Annotated in this window: 20 protein-coding genes; 9 read left to right on the forward strand and 11 right to left on the reverse strand. The window is 72.0% G+C overall.

The genetic code is table 11. The features are described 5' to 3' along the window. Window position 1: 1 nt before the first annotated feature. Window positions 2–1,246 carry an RNA polymerase sigma factor gene (locus ACFRCG_RS42545; RefSeq protein ID WP_380041746.1) on the forward strand — a complete coding sequence of 415 codons (1,245 nt, stop codon included), beginning with the start codon at window positions 2–4 and terminating at the stop codon, window positions 1,244–1,246. 127 nt (window positions 1,247–1,373) lie between these two features. Beyond that, window positions 1,374–1,940 carry a dihydrofolate reductase family protein gene (locus ACFRCG_RS42550; RefSeq protein ID WP_380041749.1) on the forward strand — a complete coding sequence of 189 codons (567 nt, stop codon included), beginning with the start codon at window positions 1,374–1,376 and terminating at the stop codon, window positions 1,938–1,940. Between the two features lie 43 nt (window positions 1,941–1,983). Here ACFRCG_RS42550 and ACFRCG_RS42555 read toward each other — a convergent pair whose 3' ends face one another. The 5 genes from ACFRCG_RS42555 to ACFRCG_RS42575 all read right to left on the reverse strand — a co-directional run bounded on the left by ACFRCG_RS42555 (window position 1,984) and on the right by ACFRCG_RS42575 (window position 5,512). Then, window positions 1,984–2,490, reverse strand: coding sequence for a VOC family protein (locus ACFRCG_RS42555; RefSeq protein ID WP_380041752.1), 507 nt, complete (start codon window positions 2,488–2,490; stop codon window positions 1,984–1,986). Window positions 2,491–2,581: 91 nt separating this feature from the next. Next, a complete protein-coding gene (locus ACFRCG_RS42560; RefSeq protein ID WP_380041755.1) occupies window positions 2,582–3,628 on the reverse strand; it encodes a hypothetical protein in 1,047 nt (348 codons plus the stop codon). A gap of 182 nt (window positions 3,629–3,810) precedes the next feature. After that, window positions 3,811–4,431 carry a GNAT family N-acetyltransferase gene (locus ACFRCG_RS42565; RefSeq protein ID WP_380041757.1) on the reverse strand — a complete coding sequence of 207 codons (621 nt, stop codon included), beginning with the start codon at window positions 4,429–4,431 and terminating at the stop codon, window positions 3,811–3,813. A gap of 278 nt (window positions 4,432–4,709) precedes the next feature. Then, window positions 4,710–5,066: an SH3 domain-containing protein gene (locus tag ACFRCG_RS42570; protein ID WP_380041759.1), complete on the reverse strand. Its 357-nt coding sequence runs from the start codon at window positions 5,064–5,066 to the stop codon at window positions 4,710–4,712. 74 nt (window positions 5,067–5,140) lie between these two features. After that, window positions 5,141–5,512 (reverse strand): hypothetical protein, encoded by a 372-nt coding sequence (locus ACFRCG_RS42575; protein ID WP_380041761.1) that lies wholly within the window; start codon window positions 5,510–5,512, stop codon window positions 5,141–5,143. A 472-nt stretch (window positions 5,513–5,984) separates the two neighbouring features. On the opposite strand from ACFRCG_RS42575, the gene ACFRCG_RS42580 reads away from it, so the two are divergent. Beyond that, the gene (locus ACFRCG_RS42580) at window positions 5,985–6,308 is read left to right on the forward strand and encodes a hypothetical protein (RefSeq protein ID WP_380041763.1); all 324 of its coding nucleotides are present in this window, start codon (window positions 5,985–5,987) and stop codon (window positions 6,306–6,308) included. Between the two features lie 157 nt (window positions 6,309–6,465). Here ACFRCG_RS42580 and ACFRCG_RS42585 read toward each other — a convergent pair whose 3' ends face one another. Continuing rightward, complete coding sequence (locus ACFRCG_RS42585) at window positions 6,466–7,470, reverse strand: helix-turn-helix transcriptional regulator (protein ID WP_380041765.1); 1,005 nt, start codon at window positions 7,468–7,470, stop codon at window positions 6,466–6,468. 151 nt (window positions 7,471–7,621) lie between these two features. Here ACFRCG_RS42585 and ACFRCG_RS42590 point away from each other — a divergent pair, with 151 nt between their 5' ends. Continuing rightward, window positions 7,622–8,083, forward strand: a complete 462-nt coding sequence (locus ACFRCG_RS42590; protein WP_380041767.1) for a VOC family protein — start codon at window positions 7,622–7,624, stop codon at window positions 8,081–8,083. 54 nt (window positions 8,084–8,137) lie between these two features. Here the strand turns inward: ACFRCG_RS42590 and ACFRCG_RS42595 are convergent, their stop codons facing one another. Together ACFRCG_RS42595 and ACFRCG_RS42600 are read right to left on the reverse strand one after the other, a co-directional pair. Continuing rightward, on the reverse strand, window positions 8,138–8,785 hold the full coding sequence (locus ACFRCG_RS42595; protein WP_380041769.1) for a response regulator: 648 nt from the start codon (window positions 8,783–8,785) through the stop codon (window positions 8,138–8,140). Beyond that, window positions 8,782–9,984 carry a sensor histidine kinase gene (locus ACFRCG_RS42600; RefSeq protein ID WP_380041771.1) on the reverse strand — a complete coding sequence of 401 codons (1,203 nt, stop codon included), beginning with the start codon at window positions 9,982–9,984 and terminating at the stop codon, window positions 8,782–8,784. Before ACFRCG_RS42600 ends, ACFRCG_RS42595 begins: the two co-directional genes overlap by 4 nt. 134 nt (window positions 9,985–10,118) lie before the next feature. Between ACFRCG_RS42600 and ACFRCG_RS42605 the strand changes: the two genes are divergently transcribed. From ACFRCG_RS42605 to ACFRCG_RS42625, 5 genes are all read left to right on the forward strand, one after another. Then, on the forward strand, window positions 10,119–11,057 hold the full coding sequence (locus tag ACFRCG_RS42605) for an ABC transporter ATP-binding protein (protein WP_380041774.1): 939 nt from the start codon (window positions 10,119–10,121) through the stop codon (window positions 11,055–11,057). Then, window positions 11,054–11,887, forward strand: a complete 834-nt coding sequence (locus tag ACFRCG_RS42610) for an ABC transporter permease (protein ID WP_380041776.1) — start codon at window positions 11,054–11,056, stop codon at window positions 11,885–11,887. The genes ACFRCG_RS42605 and ACFRCG_RS42610 overlap by 4 nt, the downstream gene beginning before the upstream one ends. Window positions 11,888–11,933: 46 nt before the next feature. Beyond that, window positions 11,934–12,755: an ABC transporter permease subunit gene (locus ACFRCG_RS42615; protein WP_380041778.1), complete on the forward strand. Its 822-nt coding sequence runs from the start codon at window positions 11,934–11,936 to the stop codon at window positions 12,753–12,755. A gap of 219 nt (window positions 12,756–12,974) precedes the next feature. Then, window positions 12,975–14,933 (forward strand): fibronectin type III domain-containing protein, encoded by a 1,959-nt coding sequence (locus tag ACFRCG_RS42620; protein ID WP_380041780.1) that lies wholly within the window; start codon window positions 12,975–12,977, stop codon window positions 14,931–14,933. A 147-nt stretch (window positions 14,934–15,080) separates the two neighbouring features. Continuing rightward, a complete protein-coding gene (locus tag ACFRCG_RS42625) occupies window positions 15,081–17,204 on the forward strand; it encodes a fibronectin type III domain-containing protein (RefSeq protein ID WP_380041783.1) in 2,124 nt (707 codons plus the stop codon). A 111-nt stretch (window positions 17,205–17,315) separates the two neighbouring features. Here ACFRCG_RS42625 and ACFRCG_RS42630 read toward each other — a convergent pair whose 3' ends face one another. From ACFRCG_RS42630 to ACFRCG_RS42640, 3 genes are all read right to left on the reverse strand, one after another. Continuing rightward, the gene (locus ACFRCG_RS42630) at window positions 17,316–17,783 is read right to left on the reverse strand and encodes a pyridoxamine 5'-phosphate oxidase family protein (RefSeq protein WP_380041785.1); all 468 of its coding nucleotides are present in this window, start codon (window positions 17,781–17,783) and stop codon (window positions 17,316–17,318) included. Window positions 17,784–17,822: 39 nt separating this feature from the next. Further along, window positions 17,823–18,149, reverse strand: a complete 327-nt coding sequence (locus ACFRCG_RS42635) for an MMPL family transporter (RefSeq protein WP_380041788.1) — start codon at window positions 18,147–18,149, stop codon at window positions 17,823–17,825. A 199-nt stretch (window positions 18,150–18,348) separates the two neighbouring features. Further along, the gene (locus ACFRCG_RS42640; protein ID WP_380041790.1) at window positions 18,349–18,951 is read right to left on the reverse strand and encodes an HDIG domain-containing metalloprotein; all 603 of its coding nucleotides are present in this window, start codon (window positions 18,949–18,951) and stop codon (window positions 18,349–18,351) included. Between the last annotated feature and the right edge of the window lie 62 nt (window positions 18,952–19,013).

A 19,013-nucleotide genomic window follows, 5' to 3' on the forward strand; every position in this document is an offset into this window, starting at 1 on the left:
CATGGACGCGCCCGCCGAGGACCTGCTGCGGGAATTGGCCCCGCAGGTCCTCGGTGTGCTCGTCCGTCGACACGGCCAGTTCGACGCGTGTGAGGACGCCGTACAGGAGGCGCTGCTCGCGGCGACCGTGCAGTGGCCGGTGGACGGGCTGCCCGACCATCCTTTCGGGTGGTTGCTCACCGTGGCCGATCGGCGGCTGATCGACCACTGGCGCAGCGAACGTGCCCGGCGCAACCGCGAGGAGCGGCTGGCCGCCCAGGCGCCGGCCGACGAGCACGTGGCGCCCGCGCCCGACGGGGAGCCGAGCGGTGCCCACGACGACGCGTTGACCCTGTTGTTCCTGTGCTGCCATCCCGCGCTGTCGGGGGCCTCGCAGGTGGCGCTGACGCTGCGCGCGGTCGGCGGGCTGACCACGGCGCAGATCGCCGACGCCTTCCTGGTCCCCGAGGCCACCATGGCGCAGCGGATCAGCCGGGCCAAGCAGCGGATCAAGGCGGCCGGCGGCCGATTCGGCACCCCCGCCGGACCCGAGGCGATCGAGCGGCTCCGGGCGGTGCTGCATGTGCTGTACCTGATCTTCAACGAGGGCTACACCGCCAGCTCGGGCCCCGACCTGCACCGGACCGACCTGACCGCCGAGGCGATCCGGCTCACCCGGGCGATACACGGGCTGCGGCCGGACGACGGCGAGATCGCCGGACTGCTGGCGCTGATGTTGCTCACCGACTCGCGGCGGGCCGCGCGGACCGGCGCCGACGGCGCGCTGATCCCGCTGGCCGAGCAGGATCGGACCCGCTGGCATGCCGAGTCCATCCGCGAGGGCACGGACCTGGTCACCGACGCGCTCACGTGGGGGCCGCCGGGGCCGTACCAGGTCCAGGCCGCGATCGCCGCGGTGCACGCCGAGGCGGCGCGCGCCGAGGACACCGACTGGCCGCAGATCCTCGCGCTGTACCGGCTCCTCGCCCACCTGTCGCCGGGGCCGATGGTCACCCTGAACCAGAGCGTCGCGGCGGCGATGGTGCACGGCCCGCAGGCCGGCCTGGACCTGCTCGACACGCTGGCGGGGGACGAGCGCATGGCCGGCCGGCACCGGGTCTGGGCGGTACGGGGCCACCTGCTCGAACTGGCCGGGGACCGCGAGGCGGCGCGGGAGGCGTACCGCGAGGCGGCCCGCCGCACCACGAGCCTGCCGGAGCGCCGCTATCTGGAGATACGCGCGGCGCGGGTGGGCGAGGGCGCCTGAAGAACTTCCGGGGGGATCTTTCGTCATCGATGTCGAGAACGTGTCGCCGGATCCGACCTCACCGTGAGAACAGCGGAAACGGCCGGAATCCCCCGATCCCCGCCCCGATCCTCCCAGGGAGCACCTCATGCGCAAGATCCTCTACATGGTCCACCAGTCGGTCGACGGCTACATCGAGGGCCCCAACGGTGAGTTCGACTGGCCGACGATGGGTCCGGAGTTGTCCGACTTCGGGCAGACGATCAACGAAGGGGTCGACACGTTCCTGTACGGCCGCGTGGTGTGGGAGATGATGGCCGGCTACTGGCCGATCGTCGAGACCATCTCCACCCATCCGCACGACCTGCGGTTCGCGCCGGTCTGGCGGGCCACCCGCAAGGTCGTGGTCTCGACCACGCTGACGCAGGCGGAGCACGGCGCCGAGGTGATCGGCGCGAACGTGGCCGAGGACGTCGCCGCGCTCAAGGCCGAGCCCGGCAAGGACATCCTGCTGAGCGGCGGCGCGGGACTGGCCAACACGCTCACCGAACTGGGCCTGATCGACGAGTACGCGCTCTTCGTGCACCCGGTGATCCTGGGCGGCGGCAAGCCGGTCTTCCGGAACGACGACGTGCGCCGCGGGCTGCGCCTGGTCGATACGCGAACCTTCGACGCCGGTGTGGTCATGGTGCGCTACGCGCGCGTCGAGAGCTGACGGGGTCGGGCCCGGGATTACGGGGGTGTCCCGGGCTCGCGCCTCAGACCCGGCCGGCCGCCCGGTCGGTGAGCCAGTCGTCGAACGCGGACCGGGCCTCGTCGGCGTCCTGCTTGGTCAAGGGGCGGTTCTGGTGGGTGATTTCGAGGTGTACGCCGTTGGGGTCGAAGCAGTAGACGGAATACCAGACGCCCTCGTGGTCGATCGGGCCGCGCACCTCGACGCCGTGTCGGCGGATCTGCTCGGCCATCGCGTCGACCTCGGCGGTCGAGTCGACGGCGAGCGCGACGTGCCGGGTCCACCACTCCAGGCCGTCGGGGACCGGCTCGTACTCCTTGGCCACGTCGAAGAACGCGATGCACTCGCCGCTCGCGAGCGCGTAGAAGACGTGCAGGAACGGCGGGGTGACCTCGCCGCTGCTGGTGGTCCGGGACTCCTCGCGGACCGCGCCCGCGAGTTCGGCGCCGACCGCCTCGGTCCAGAAGCGGTGCGTCGCGGCCAGGTCCCGGGTCTGGTAGGCGAGGTGGTTCATCGCCACGGGTACTGCCATGGTGTGCTCCCGTCCGGTCGAGCTTTGGGCAACTCCCGTACTTCGCACACCATATCGCTGGTTGTATCGGCTCGGGCCGATCGTCGGCGCGTCAGGGGACGAGGTGGGTGGACGCGCGTCGATCCGGGCGGCGGGAGTGGTGGCCCGAGCGGTCGCCGACCAGGGCGGCCAGGCGGTCCAGGCCGGCGTCGATGCGGGCCGGGTCCAGGGCGCCGCCGGACAGGCGCAGCCGGTGGGCGGGTCCGACACCCGGGTCGTAGAAGTGCGCCATGGGCGTCCACAACACGCCGAACTCCCTTGCGGACAACTCCAGTAGCGCGTCGTCGACCACGAACGGGACGGTCAGCACGGTGAACAGGCCGCCGGCGGGGCTGTGCCAGTGCACTCGGCCGGCCAGTGGGCCGTGGCCGAAGCGGGTGGCGAGACCTTCGAGGAGGTGGCGGGGGTTGTGCAGGTATACGCGTGCGGCCCACGTGGTTCGGTCGGGGGAGTTGGTGGTGTTGGTGTTTGTGGTGGTGGGTGGGGTGTGGGTGCTTCGGGTGAAGGTGTCCACGTGTACGACCCGGCGGCGGGTGTCGAGGGTGTGCAGCCCCGGCGGGCGGTGGGGGTTGGCGGTGGTGGGTACGGGTGCCGGGCCGTAGGGGTCGTCCTCCAGCAGCAGGAGGTCCAAGTCGGCGACGAGATCCAGAAGTTCGTGTCTCGTGGACAGGTCCAGGCCGATTCCGGCCGGGGTGGCGAAGTCCGGGACCAGGTACAGCGCTCGGGGGCGCAGCCCGGCGGCGCGGGCGCCGTGCACCTGGGCGGTGAGGTCGTCGAGGTCGACGCCGCGCGGGCCGTCGGCGACGGGGAGTACCGGCAGTTCGACGAGGCGGGCGGCGCGGGTGAGGCCGATGTAGGTGGGCGCGACGGCAAGGACCACGTCGCGATCCGAACGGCGCAGCGCCCGCAACGCATGGGCCAGCGCCTCCTGACGCCCGTCGGCCGGCTCGGCTCGGGTCGGGTCGACGAGACGTCCGGCGGCCAGGGACACCGCGCGCGGATAGCGGTCGGCGACCTCGTCGAGCAGGGCGGTCGAGCGCAGCACGGGGTCGACGCGTGCCGGGGCGATCCACGTATCGGGTGTCCGACTCGGGCTCATCGCACCTCCGTTGCCGCACTCGCCGGGCGCCGATCCGGTGCGTGGGCCGGGGGATCGCCCGCAGGCGACGAGGCTAGGAGGGTGGCGCGTGGAAGGGGCGGGATCTGAGCAAAACGTGAGGTTCGGTGGGCGGGTGAGGGCACCGGACGAGTCGGCGTGGGTGGCCGAGGTCGCGGGACGGCTCAGGGCGTGGGGCGGGCCGGGCGCCACATGGTGGTGACCACGTGGCCGGTGTCCAGGGTGACCGTGTCGAGGGTGGTGAAGCCCGCCCGTTCGTAGCGCGCGTTGTTGGCCGGGTTGCACGACTCGAGGTAGGCGGGCTCGCCGAGGGCGTCGATCCGGGCCAGGTTCTCGGTCAGCAGGCCCATGCCGAGGCCACGGCCGCGGTGGTCGTCGTGGGTGGCCAACAGGCTCAGGTAGAAGTGCGGTTCGCTCGGTTGCGCGTCGCCGAGCAATTCGAAGATGCGCAGGATTCCGTCGGCGGTGGGGCGGTCGGTGAGCTCGACCAGGAACGTCTCCAGATCGCTCTCCTCCTCCGCCGCCAGTTCGCTCGCGCCCGGCGGGATCCACAGCGCCGCGGCCTCGACGTGCTCGGTGACCAGCGCCCAGGGGTGACGCAGCGCGGAGCAGGCGAGCAACCGCCAGAGCTGGGACGCCTGTTCGGCGCGACGCTCGACGTCGGGGAACGCCGGTCCCCACATGGGGTCGTCGAAGAAAGCGGTGGTCAGGGCGGCGACGATCGCGTCGACATCCGCGCTCGTCGCCGGCCGTGCGGGCACGGGGCGGTACGGGGAAGTGCTCACGCGCCCAGCCTAGGCCGCCCCCGCCGGCGGCCCGCCGCAACCCCGCCGGTCAGCCCGAATGCGCGGGCGTACGGGCCCATTTCCGTCGACCGACGGGCCGAATTCGCGCGATGGGTGGGCCGGCCCCCCGTGCGTCAGCCGCATGGGTGCGGGAGGGCACCCGAGCGACCCGGGCCGGCGAGCCACTTCGCGCCCGGCCAGGCCCCGCCCCGCGCATCCGCGCCGCCCTGCTCGTGCCTGGGTGGAGGCCGACGGCACCTCCATCGGTGTGTCTGACGTCAGCAGTTGCCCAGGAGGCCACCGTCGTTGAACAGGTAGTTCTGGTCCGCATAGCCGGTGACGTTGCCCCTGTGGGTCGTCAGGCGGTACCAGTGGCCCTCGGCGTTGGCCACGGCGCAGTGGGCGGTGAATGTTTCACCGTTGTAGCCCTGGCCCAGGATCGTGTAGCCGAGTCCCGGTCCGCTGCGGATGTTGACGCCGTCGGCGAGGAAGTGTCCCGGGCTGCTCTGCACCGTAGCGGTTCGCGCCGCTGCGGTGCCGGCCGGAATCGTGAGGATTCCGACGAGTGCGGTACCGACGGCCAGGGCGGTGGCCCTCTTCGCCGTCTTGGCCGCGATCCGGGAAGTGCCGAACATGGACATGGGTCCTCCGTGGTGGTGTGGCCTCGGTCGGGGCGCGCGGTCGAGGAGTGAGTGTCCGCGGGAGGGGATCAACAGGAGCCGCGCCACACGATCTTGACGAGGTGGACGCCTTCGCCGGCATTGCCCTTGTAGTGGCCGAAGGGGTTGTGGTCGAGGCAGTCGGTTTCGGTACCGCCCTCGACCGCGTACGTCAGCTCGACGTGATCGGCTCCCGCGTGGGTGGTGCCGTTGTTGAACGCCGATCTGAAGAGCACGTCCCCGGCCCAGTCGACCGCGGTGGACAGTACGAGCGGGCCGGTCTGATCCTCGCCGCCGTAGGCGCACAACGACCCCTTGGCGCAGCCGGGCGGGTCCGGCTCGGCCGAGGCGGTCGACGAGGTGATCAACACGGTGGCCAGTGCCGTGCTCGCGGCGATGACGATGAGCGTGTTGCTGCGCATTGTTTTGTCCCTTTTTGTTGGGTGTGGCGGGCTTCGGTGTGCCCGTCGGCGCGGAGTGCTCCCGGTTCCGCCCCGGTCGGGGTCGGGGGAGGCCGGCGTCGGGCATCCCCGGTGCGACTCCTCGCGGTGCCGGGTTCCTCCGTCGCCGCGCTGCCTCAAAGCCGGGAACAACCATCAGGATGGACACTCGGAGTGAATATTGCAACGCAATAAGTGACGCTCCTCTTTGTTGCCCGAGAACGAAGGGAACTCCCTCACCGGCAGGCCGGCCGGACGCCGGGGCGCGCGGACGCCATCTTCATGGGGTCTCGGCCTCGGTCGTGATGTGGGTGCCGACCCAGGTGATGCCGACGTCGAGCGCGCCGGTGACGCGCATGGCCCGGAAGCCCACGCCACCTCCGCCCGAGCACGAAACCGCCGAGTCGCCGGTCCGGTCTGGCGTGGCGGGGGTCCCGTCGGGTAGATGTCGACCATGACCGCACGAGCAGCCCAGCCACCTCCGAGCCGCAACGCCGGCGGTCACCACCACCTACCCGTCCATCTCAGCCCACTCGCCCGCCGCCTGACCCCGGCCGGCATCGCGCTCCCGGTCCTGATCCTGGCCGCCACCCTGTTCGCGGTGGCCGCCGACACCGACGCGGCAGGCGCCCGAGCCCTGTGGATCCCGGCCGCGATCGGCTCCGTCATCGGAGCCGGAATCGCCTGGACCGACATCCTGATCGTCGTACACCGCCGCCGCCCATCAGGCCGACCCCGCCCGCCCACCATCAACGGGCCCCGCACCACGGATGGTTGACCGCGGCCCGTGACCGGGCCCCGCGCCGCGTCGGGCGGTGTCCTCGCGCCGTCCCGACGTGCGGTCGACGACGTGCGACGTCGCGCTCGGCGGCTTCCGCGAGGTGCCGGGTCCAGGGCCGGTCGAAGCACCGGCCTCAACGGGTGACCAGCCACGCCTACCCGGGAGTCGGCCCGCCGCCGGGCCCGCCCGGCGGCGTCGCCCCGGCCGCGGCCAGCCGCCCGGCCAACTCGCGGCAGCGGGCGCCCAGTTCCGGCGGGGCGATCGCCTCGAAGTCGTGGCCGAGCAGCGCCACGTGCATGAGGACGTAGTCGAGGCTGCCCCCACCGCTGACGACCTCGCAGCGGTCCTCTTCGAGCGGGTGTACGACGGCCGCCGACGGGGGGATCTGCGCGCGTACCGTGTCGGCCGGCGCGTGGACGAGGAGGCGGGCCTGGTGCGCGTACACCCGACTCGCCACACCCTCCTGTACATAAGCCGCCGCGTCCGGCGCGGCGCGCGGCCGGAAGCGCCAGGTCCGCGCCGACACCCCGGTCATGCGGTCGACCCGGAAACTGCGCCAGCCGTCCCGGTCGAGGTCGTACGCGAGGAGGTACCACCGTCGATCGGAGGCGACCAGCCGATACGGCTCGACCCGTCGCCGCCGTACCTCGCCCCCGGACGGGTAGTCGAAGCCCGCCTCGACCTCGTCCCGGCACGCCCCCGCCAGCGTCATCACCACCTCGGGGTCGACGGGCGTACGCCCCCGGCCGAAGAACTCCACCGAACCCGACAGCGCCCGCACCTCGTGCCGCAACCGCGTGGGCAGCACCCGATCGAGCTTGGTCAACGCCCGGAGCGCGGCCTCCCCGGCACCGGCGACCGCGCCGCCCGCACCCGCGAGCAACGACACCGCGGTCGCGATCGCCTCCTCGTCGTCCAGCAGCAGCGGCGGCACCTCCTGCCCCGCCCCGAGCCGGTAGCCCCCGCCGACCCCCTGCTCGGCGTGCACCGGATACCCCAGCACCCGCAGCCGCTCCACGTCGCGCCGCACGGTGCGCGCGGTGACCCGAAGCCGATCGGCCAACTCCGCCCCGGTCCACACCCGCCGCTGCTGCAACAACCCGAGCAACGTGAGCACCCGCTCCGTGGTCCCCAACTCGCCACCGCTCGCCACATCCATGCCGTCCACGGTGCCAGACGGACAGCGGACCGATCCTGTCCGCAATGCGTGCCAGGATCGCCGAGGTGGGAGGAGCAGCAAGAACCCAACGAAGTACACCCCCGAACCCCCACGAAGTCACACCCCCGAACCCCCACGAACGGATCACCCCATGAGCCGCCACATCCAGATCACCTTCGACGCCCACGACCCCAAGGCCCTGTCCACCTTCTGGCGCGACGCCCTCGGCTACGTGCACCCCGCCCCGCCCGGAGTCGACCTGCCCGAGGGCGCCGACCCCCTCGCCGCCTGGGACGACTTCCTCGCCCGGATCGGCGTCCCGGAGGAGCAGCGCAACTCGCGATCGGCCATCGAGGACCCGAACGGCCGGGGCCCACGCGTGTTCTTCCAGCAGGTACCGGAGGGCAAGACCGCCAAGAACCGCGTCCACCTCGACGTCCGCGCGGCCCCCGGCCTCCGGGGCGAAGAACGTATGGCAGCCCTCGAAGCCGAATGCACCCGCCTCGAAGCCCTCGGCGCCGAACGCGTACACCGCCGGAACCCCACCCCACCCCTCGAAGCCGGCCACATCGTCATGACCGACCCGGAAGGCAACGAATTCTGCCTCGACTGACCCCCGACCGGGACCCGCTCCGACACCGACCGCCCCCACGCCGCCGGCCGGCCCTCAGACCAGGTTTGCCTCGTAGGCGGTGATGACCAGGTGGATGCGGTCTCGGGCGGTCAGTTTGGAGAGGAGGCGGGCCACGTGGCTTTTGGTGGTGGCCATCGTGATGTAGAGCTCGGCGGCTATCTCGGCGTTGGAGAGGCCGCGGGCGATCAGGATCAGGACCTCGCGTTCGCGGTCGGTGATGCCCTCGATCGGGCGTCGGGGGCGGGCGGGCGCGGGGGCCCGGTCGGCGAAGTCGCGGATCAGGCGGCGGGTGACCGCCGGGGCGATCAGCGCGTCGCCGGCGGAGACCACCCGGATCGCGGCGATGATGTCCTCCAGCACCATGTCCTTCACCAGGAACCCGGCGGCGCCCGCGCGCAGCGCCCCGTACACGTTCTCGTCCTCGTCGAACGTGGTGAGCACGATCACCCGCGAGGCCGGGGACTTCGCGGTGATGATCCGGGTGGCCTCGATCCCGTCCATCACCGGCATCCGGATGTCCATCACCACCACGTCCGGCCCGAGTTCGTCGACCAGCCGGACCGCGTCGGCGCCGGTGCCCGCCTCGCCGACCACGTCGATGTCCGCGATGTCGGCGATCAACATCCGCAGCCCGGCACGCACCACCGGCTGGTCGTCGACCAAGACGACCCGGATCGTCATATCGGCAACCCCGCGGCCACCCGGAAGCCGCCCTCGGGCCGCGGCCCGGAGCTGAACCACCCGTGCAGCAGGGCGACGCGCTCACGCATCCCGGCGATCCCGTAGCCGCTGCCCGCAAGCCCCGCCCCCCGACCGCCGGCTCCGCCGCCGCCCCCGTCGTCCACGATCTCCAGCGCCAACTCCGCCACCCCGTAGTCCACCGACACCCGGCAGCGGTCGGCCCCCGCGTGCCGCACCACGTTGGTGAGCGATTCCTGGATGATCCGGAACGCCGACAACTCGATCTCCGCCGCCAGCGGCCGAGGTTGCCCCAACCGACGGATCTCCACCCGCACCCCCGCCTCCGCCATGCCCGCCACCAGTCGATCGAGGTCCGCGAGGCCCGCTGCCGGCGCGCCCGGCGCCGAGCCCACCACACCGTCATCCGCCTCGCGCAGCGCGCCGAGCAGATGCCGCAGCCCCGTCAGTGTCTCCCGGCTGGTCGCCTCGATCACCCCGAGCGCGTCGCGCGCCCCCGTCGGCTGGGTCTCGATCACCCGCCGTGCCGCGCCCGCCTGGATCGCGATGGCGCCGATGTTGTGCGCGACCAAGTCGTGCAGCTCCCGGGCGATCCGCAGCCGTTCGGCCTGCACCGCCTGTACCGCGACCTGCGCCCGCAACTCCTCGGCGTGGTCCTGCCGGAGACGGATCCAACTGCCCAGGATCCACGCCGCGACGGCGATCACCGCCAGCCCCGAGGACGGCCCGGTGAGCACGGCGAAGATTCGGCCCGCCGGTACGAAGGCCGAGGCGACCACGGCCCAGCCGGTGAGCACGCCCACCAGACCCACCACCGAGGCCCGGCGCGTACAGCTCACCGCGAGATGGAAGACCAGTACATCCGCCGCCAGGAACAGCGGCCAACACCGCGTTCCGAACACCCGGGCCGCGACCGCCTCGGCCAGCAGCAGCCCCAACACCGGCAGCGGCCGCCGCACCGCCCACCCGATCGGCAGCGCCGTCACCACGGCCACCGCCACCACCACACCCGGCGACGGCGACAGGAAACGATCCCGAGCCAGGAACACCGGATGCATCGGCTGCGGCAGCGTCCCGTACAGCAGCAGCGCGAACGCGGGGACCGCGCACCAGCCGAGCGTCGTCAACGCGCCCGGCGACAACCGGGTCGGCGGGGCGGAGGTCTTCGAGAGTCGTGGCACGTGCCGACCCTAGCCGGCAGCCGCCCCACACCGAATCAGCCCGTGGACCCCATCCCACGGACGGAGCCGCCCGCCCCCGGGGCCGGGCCACGGGCCGATGCGACCCGTACCCGCCCCCCGGCAACCTCGACGGCATGATCGAGATCGAACACCTCACCAAGCGCTACGGCCGCGTCCTGGCCGTCGACGGCCTGACCTTCACCGTGCGACCGGGCATGGTGACCGGATTCCTCGGCCCGAACGGTGCGGGCAAGACCAGCACCCTGCGCATGCTGCTCGGCCTGAACACGCCCACCAGCGGCCGGGCGACCATCGGCGGGCGCCCGTTTCGCGAGTTCGGCACCGGACTGCGCCACGTCGGCGCGCTCCTCGACGCCAACGACGTACACAACGGCCGCACCGCGAACGCCCACCTGGGCGCGCTGGCCCGCAGCAACGGGCTCCCGCGCGGCCGGGTGCGCGAGGTCTTGGCCACCGTCGGCCTGGGCGACGCGGGCCGGCGCCGGATCGGCGGCTTCTCGCTCGGCATGCGGCAGCGCCTCGGCATCGCCACCGCCCTGCTCGGCGACCCGCCCGTGCTGCTCTTCGACGAACCGGTCAACGGCCTCGATCCGGAGGGCATCAGGTGGGCGCGCGGGTTGTTCCGCGAACTGGCGGCGGAGGGCCGCACCGTGCTGGTCTCCAGCCACCTGATGGGCGAGATGGAACACACCGCCGACCACCTGGTCGTGATCGGCGCCGGGCGGTTGCTCGCGGACGAATCGCTCGCCGCCTTCGCGGCCCGCGCGACCACCGGCGGCGTCACCGTGCGAACGCCCGACCCGACCACGTTGGCCGCCGTGCTGGCCGAGGCCGGCGCCACGGTCCGGGCGCACGGCCCCGACACGCTCGCGGTGACCGGCCCGACCGCCGCCGAGGTGAACGAACTGGCCTTCACCCACCGGGTGATGGTCCACGAGGTCACCGCACACGGCGGCACCCTGGAGGACGCCTTCATGCAGCTGACGGCGGACAGCGTGCGGTACCGCGCGGCGGCGACGGCGGCCCGCGCCGAGGGAGGGGCGGGCCGGTGAGCACCACGTGGACCACCCCGGACACCCGCCCCCGATGGCGCGACCTCATCGCCGCCGAGTGGATCAAACTGACCTCGCTGCGCTCGACCCCGATCGTGCTCGCACTGCTCGTCCCGCTCTACCTCTACTTCGCCCACGACGGCGCCGCGACCACCTACGCCGACTGGCCGACCCTGGCCGCCGAGCTGAAGCGGCACCCGGATCCGGCGCACGACGCCTTCCCCTTCCCGAAGTTCCTGCTGCTGATGGCCACCGCCGGCACGCTCGGCGCGATGACCGTGGCGGGGGAGCAGGCGAGCGGCCTGATCCGGACCACGTTCATCGCGGTACCGGCGCGCACCCGGATCCTGGCGGCCAAGGCGGCGGTGCTCGCCGGCACCCTCGCCGTCGTCGGCCTGGTCATCGGCGTCGGCGCCTGGGGCGTCACGCTCGCCACCTACGGCGACCGGATCCCGGGCTTCTCGTACGGCACCCCCGGCGTGGGCCGCGCCATCGCCGGCACCGCCGTGCTGCTTCCGGTCTGCGGCCTGATCGGGATGGCCCTGGCGGCGATCATCCGCAACACCGCCGGAACGGTGTTCGCGGTGCTCGTCTTCTTCCTGGCCGGACCGGTGGCCGGAAAGGGACGCATCCCGCCGCTGGACGCGGAGCGGAGCGCGCACGTGACCAACGCGCTGCCGGGCTACGCGTGGGGGCGGCTGACCGTGATGGACCCGGGCCACACCGTCGAACGGCTCCCGTCCGTGCCGACGGCCTGGATCACGCTCGCCGCCTGGGCGTTCGCCGCACTCGCGGTACTGCTGCCGCTGCTGCGCCGCCGCGACGTCTGACCCGCGCCGCGCCCCGCGGCCGGCCCCACCGCGACAAGGATCCAGGATGCCGACGTCCACGCCCACCACCCCGACGCACTCCCACCCCGCCCGTTTCCCCGACCTCCTCGCCGCGGAGTGGCTGAAACTCTCCTCCCAGCGGCTGCTCCTGCTCCCCCTCCTTCTCGCTCCGCCCGGCACCGCCGCCCTGTCCTGGTTCCTGTGCTCCGGCGTGGACCTCATCGGCACGCGCGGTCGCACCGACTTCGATCGACTCGCCGCCTCCTTCAACCACGGCGTCTGGGGCTTCCTGATGATCGGCGCCGCGGTGATCGGCGCACTGTCCTTCACCGGCGAGTACGCGAGCGGCCTGATCCGCACCACCTTCATCGCCGTTCCGGACCGGCGCCGCGTACTCCTCGCCAAGGCCGCGGTGTCGAGCGCCGTGGCGACCGCGATCGGCGTGCCCACGGCGATCGCCTCGTTCGGGACGTCCCAGGCGGTGTTGTCCGGCAAGGGCCTCGGCCTCGCGCTCGACGACCCCGGCGTGACGCGCGGGTTCCTGGCGGCGTGCGTACTGCTTCCGGTGGCCGCGCTGCTCGGCCTGGCCGCCGGCGTGCTGGTCCGGCACCAGGCGGGCGCGGTGTTCGCGGTCTTCGTCGCGCTCGGTGTGGTGCCCGAACTGATCCCCGAGGGCGGCCGGTTCCTCGCCGAAGCGGCCAACCTCATGCCGCGCAACGCCTGGTCCGCACTGGCGAGTGCGGGCACCGCCGACGACGAACTCGGCCCGTACCCCCCGTCGGCGACCCACTCCTGGCTCGTCATGGCCGGCTGGCCGCTCGCCCTCCTGGTCGCCGCCGCGCTCGTCCTGCGCCGCCGCGACCTCTGAGCGGCGCGACGTGGGCCGCAACGAGGGCAATCCGCCCACTGCGGAGCGTAATCGAACGGCGACGCCCAGGTAAACGGCGTCGGATCACCGGGAAAACCTTGACATGCTCTATTGGTCTGGACCACTTTGGCCTAGACCAATAAGCGCGCAGGGCGGGCTGTCGCGCACGCAAGTCCCATCGCTACCACCCACATCGCTTCTCCACGCACGGAGGCAGTAGTGGCACGCGTTTCGCACGTTCCGCGAGCGAAGTCCCCTCGCCGCGGGCATCCCACCCTCGCCGCCCTCGCGGCGATCACCCTGGCCGGCGCCGGTCTCACCCTCGTGGGCGCCGGCAGTGCCCGGGCCGCCGACAACCTGGTGAGCAACCCCGGCTTCGAGGACGGACTTTCCGGCTGGACCTGTTCGGCCGGCTCCGGCGCGGCGGCGAGCACCCCGGTGCATGCCGGCGCCGGGGCCCTCAAGGCCACCCCGGCGGGCGCGGACAACGCCCGCTGCAGCCAGAACGTCACGGTCCTCCCCAACTCCGCCTACACGCTGAGCGCCTGGGTCCAGGGCAGCTACGTCTACCTGGGCGCGACCGGCACCGGCACCACCGACCCGTCCACGTGGACGCCGGGCGCCGGTACCTACCAGCAGCTCACCACCACGTTCCGGACCGGTCCGTCCACCACGTCCGTCACGGTCTACACCCACGGCTGGTACGGCCAACCCGCCTACTACGTCGACGACATCACCCTGTCCGGACCCGGCGGCGGCACCCAGATCCCGGCCGCCCCCACCGGTCTGGCCGCCGGCGCCCCCACCGACACGAGCGTCCCCCTCTCGTGGAACGCGGTCCCCGGCGCGACCGGCTACAACGTGTACCGCGACGGCACCAAGGTGCAGTCCGTGACCGGCACTTCCGCCACCGTCACCGGCCTGACGCCGTCCACCGCGTACAGCTTCGAGGTCACCGCGACCAACTCCGCTGGCGAGTCCCCCAGGTCGGCGACCGTGAGCGCGAGCACCACCGGCGGCGGCACCCAGATCCCCGCCACCCCGACCGGTCTCGCGGCCGGCGCCCCGACGTCCACGAGCGTTCCCCTCTCGTGGAACGCCGTCCCCGGCGCGACCGGCTACAACCTGTACCAGAACGGCGCCAAGGTGCAGTCCGTGACCGGGACCTCCGCTACCGCCGGCGGCCTGACCCCGTCCACCGCGTACAGCTTCCAGGTCAGCGCCACCAACGCGGCCGGCGAATCGGCCAAGTCCGGCGCGGTGACCGCGACCACCACCAACGGCGGAGGCGGCGGCACGCTGCCCAAGCACGTACTCACCGGCTACTGGCAGAACTTCAACAACGGCGCCACGATCCAGACCATCGCCCAGGTGCCCGCCGAATACGACATCATCGCGGTCTCGTTCGCCGACGCGACCGGCCAACCCGGTGGCGTCTCGTTCACCCTCGACCCGGCGCTGAACTACTCCGAGGCGCAGTTCAAGGCCGACATCGCGGCCAAGAAGGCGGCCGGCAAGAAGGTGATCATCTCGGTCGGCGGGGAGAAGGGCAGCGTCTCGATCAACAGCGCGTCCGCCGCGAGCAACTTCTCCAACACGCTGTACACCCTGTTCCAGACCTACGGGTTCGACGGCGTCGACATCGACCTCGAAAACGGCATCAACTCCACCTACATGTCACAGGCGTTGCGCTCGCTCTCCGCCAAGGTCGGCCCGAGCCTGGTGATCACCATGGCGCCGCAGACCCTCGACATGCAGTCGACCGGAACCGAGTACTTCAAGACCGCGCTGGCGATCAAGGACATCCTCACCGTCGTCAACACCCAGTACTACAACAGCGGTGCGATGCTCGGCTGCGACGGCAAGGTCTACAGCCAGGGCACGGTGGACTTCATGACCGGCCTCGCCTGCATCCAACTCGAAGGCGGCCTGGCGCCCTCGCAGGTCGGCCTCGGCCTGCCCGCCTCGCCGCGCGGCGCCGGTTCGGGCTATGTCTCGCCGACCGTCGTCAACAACGCCCTGGACTGCCTGGCCAAGGGCACGGGTTGCGGCACGTTCAAGCCGAGCAAGACCTACCCGGGTCTGCGCGGCGCGATGACGTGGTCGACCAACTGGGACGCCCTGAACGGCAACCAGTTCTCCAACACCGTCGGCCCGCACCTCGACACGCTGCCGTAGCGCCACCGGGGCCTGTCCGGACCGGCGAGATCCACGGGGATCCCACCGGGATCCACCGGGATCCACCGGACAGGCCCCGCCCGGGCCGGACCACGCGACCGGCCCGGGCTCCCCGCACCGTCCCGTCCCGACCACGCGAGGAATCCCATGCCCGGATCCACCAGCGTTCGTCCCCCCACGCGACCACGCGCCAAGCGGCTGCGCCCCCTCGTCGCCGCGGCGAGCACCGCGTTCCTGACCGCCGCCATGCTCACCGTCGCCGGCGGCGGTGCGGCCGACGCCGCGGGCACCACCGCCGCCGGTGCCGCCGAACTGGTCCAGAACGGCGGCTTCGAGTCCGCCCTGACCGGCTGGACCTGCAGCGCCGGCAGCGGCGTCGCGGTCACCACCCCGGTGCACGCCGGCACCGGAGCCCTCAAGGCCACCCCCGCCGGCAGCGACAACGCGCGCTGTTCGCAGACCGTCACCGTGCAGCCCTCCTCGGACTACGTCATCTCCGGTTGGCTCCGCGGGAGTTACGTCTACCTCGGGGCGACCGGCACCGGCACCACCGATCCGTCCACGTGGACCGGCTCCGCACCGGACTGGACCCGCCTCACGACGAACTTCCGCACCGGGCCGAGCACCACCTCGGTCACCCTGTACACCCACGGTTGGTACGGCACCGGCGCCTACTACGCCGACGACCTCTCCCTGATCGGCCCGGGCGGCACCACCCAAATCCCGGCCACCCCCACCGGATTGGCCGCCGGCGCGCCGACCGCGACCAGCGTGCCGCTGTCCTGGACCGCGGTTCCCGGCGCGACGAGCTACAAGGTCTACCGCGACGGGGCGTTGGCGCAGACCGTCACCGGCACGAGCACCACGGTGACCGGCCTGACCCAGGCCACCGCGTACAGCTTCCAGGTCAGCGCGGCCAACTCGGCGGGGGAGTCGGCCAAGTCGGCCCCCGTCAGCGTGACCACCACCGGAGGAGGCACCCAGATCCCCGCCACCCCGACCGGCCTCGCGGCCGGCACGCCGACCACGACCACCGTGCCCCTGTCGTGGACCGCGGTCTCCGGCGCGAGCGGCTACAACGTCTACCGCGACGGGGTGTTGGCGCAGTCCGTGACCGGCACCACCGCCACCGTGACCGGACTGACCGCCGCCACCGCGTACGGCTTCCAGGTGAGCGCGACCAACGCGGCCGGCGAATCGGCCAAGTCGGCGGTGCTCACCGTCACCACCGCGACCGACGGCGGTGGCGGCCAACTGCCCCCGCACGCCCTGATCGGCTACCTGCACGCGAGCTTCGCCAACGGCTCGGGCTACACCAAGATGGCGGACGTACCAGCGAGTTGGGACGTGATCAACCTGGCCTTCGGCGAGCCGACATCGGTCACCTCCGGCGACATCCGGTTCAACCGCTGCCCGGTGACCGAGTGCCCCGGAGTGGAGAGCGACGCCGACTTCAAGGCCGCCATCCGGGCCAAGCAGGCCGCCGGCAAGAAGGTACTGATCTCGATCGGCGGCCAGAACGGCCAGGTGCAACTGTCCACGACGGCCGCGCGGGACAAGTTCGTCCAGTCCGTCGGCGCGATCATCGACGAATACGGACTCGACGGCCTGGACATCGACTTCGAGGGCCACTCGTTGTCCCTGAACACCGGTGACACCGACTTCAAGAACCCGACCACCCCCGTGATCGTCAACCTGATCTCGGCGGTCAAGACGCTCAAGGCCAAGTACGGCAGCCGGTTCGTGCTCACCATGGCGCCGGAGACGTTCTTCGTGCAACTGGGCTACCAGTACTACGGAGCCGGGCAGTGGGGCGGCCAAGACCCGCGCTGCGGAGCCTACTTGCCGGTGATCTACGCCCTGCGTGACGACCTGACGCTGCTGCACGTGCAGGACTACAACTCGGGCTCGATCATGGGCCTGGACAACCAGTACCACAGCATGGGCGGCGCCGACTTCCACATCGCGATGACGGACATGCTGCTCACCGGCTTCCCGGTCGCGGGCAAGACCGAGAACATGTTCCCCGCGCTGCGCCCGGAGCAGGTCGCGATCGGCATGCCGGCCTCGACCCAGGCGGGCAACGGCTGGGTGTCCACCACCGAGGTGAACAAGGCCCTGGACTGCCTGACCAAGGGCACCAATTGCGGGAGTTACCAGACGCACGGTGTCCGTCCGAACCTGCGGGGTCTGATGACCTGGTCGATCAACTGGGACCGGTTCAACAACCTCGAGTTCTCGCGCAACTTCGACACGTACTTCCGCAGGTAGGCCCCGCCCGGGAAGCACCCCGGGCAGCCCTCCCCGATACGACCCCCGCCGCCGGTACCCACGCGAGACCGGCGGCGGGCCGGTCCATGTTCGGGGACCCGCCGAATCCCGCTACGGATGCAGCCAGTCGCCCTCCCGCAGGAGGGTGCGGCCCTTCAGCTCATTGGCCTCGCGCCACGCCTGGAGGAGCCGTGGACGCAGGTGGAAGTAGTGGTACGGGGCGCCGGCCACGCGCGGGTCGAAGCCGCATACGGCGGCGAACGCGTCCGCCGTCTCGGCCGCCATGTCGGCGACCGCCACGGGTTCGGCGTCGGCCTCGATCATGATCACGTCGCGGGTCGGCCCGATGCCGAGCCGGGCCGAACCGCCCGCCAGCAGGTTGCGCGCGGTCGGGCTCGTGGAGACGGTCGCGATCAGGATCGTCTCCCCATCCCAGCGAAACGACAGCGGTACCAGATACGGCGTTCCGGTCGTCGCGTCGGCGGTGGCCACCCACGCGTCCACGTCGTGCTCGAGGCGGTGCAGGGTGTCCAGGCGGCGCTGTTCGGCGCTGCGGGCGGGCGGTCGCGGCGTGCTCATGGTGCGGGTGCCTCCGGATTCCGTGCGTGCGTTGTCGACCTAGTCTCGCGGACGCGCCGGCCGCCAGAAACGGGGGCCGATCTCCAGCGCGAGCGCCGGCAGGAGCAGACTGCGCACCAGGGCCAACAGATAGACCACGCTGGATGCGACCTGACCGGCCAGTGCCGCCGAGATCAGCGGGATCAGCCACAACACCGGACTGCGGTACGTGATCAGCGGCAACAGCGCCACGATCGCCGGTGTGGTGGCCAGGAGCGCGGCGTCCATGCCGGAGTAGACGTCGATGAAGTCGGCGATGTTGCCCGCCTGACCGGCCCGGGCCAGGTCGGTGCCGCTCAGGTCGGCCGGAACACCAGCACCACCCACTTCGACCGCCGCCCGGCGACGAACGAGGCGTAGCGCCGGAAGTGGGACGGTGGCCGCGGCGGCGTCGGTCGAACTGCCGACCCGACGGGGGCGGCGAATGTGACACTCGACCGGGGTACGCGGTGGGCGCGGCCGGCTCGATGCGCGGGGGCGCATCCGGCCCGGTCCGCGCGGACCCGCCAAATCCGCCGGACAGGGCCTAGCTGACGCGGTGGCCGAACTCGGTTGCGAGCACGTCGAGTTCGGGGGTGCCGAACTCGGCCGACAGGGCCTCGAACGTGACCACCTTGTCGTCACCGAAGCGGCGGATCTTGGCGGCGAACGTGTCCGGGCGCAGGAAGCGGGGCGGGTTCGACTTGCTGTGGAACTTGTCCGCGTACATGACCAGACGCTCCTCGGCCGACTCCGCGACGTAGTCGTCGACCGGAATCGGCAACTGCTGGCTCACCACGTCGGCCCGGGTCACGCCGACGCCGGTGTGACAGGAGCAGAACCGGTGCAGCACCTCGGGCAGGCCCTCCTTGCGCAGGATCTCCGCGCCGAGCAGGCCGTGCCGGACGTAGTTGGCGCCGTCGAGCCGACCGGTTTCGTCGTAGAGCCGGTACACGCCGATGTCGTGCAACAGGCACCCGGCCCGTACCAGGTTACGATCCACGCCCGCGCCGGCGGGGCCGGCCAGGAGCTGCTCCGCGATGCGCCAGACGATGGCGCAGTGGGTGTGCACCTTCTCGAAGACCGCCCGGGTGGGTGCGTACGCCTGGTGCAACGCGGTGATCTCGGCGACCGTCGGAAGTTGTGCCATCCGGGGAGCCTAGCGCGTGTCTTCGAACTCCCGCCGGGCTCCTCGCCGCGCTCACGCCGCGG

This window comes from Embleya sp. NPDC056575 (assembly GCF_042793325.1).
Classification (GTDB): domain Bacteria; phylum Actinomycetota; class Actinomycetes; order Streptomycetales; family Streptomycetaceae; genus Embleya.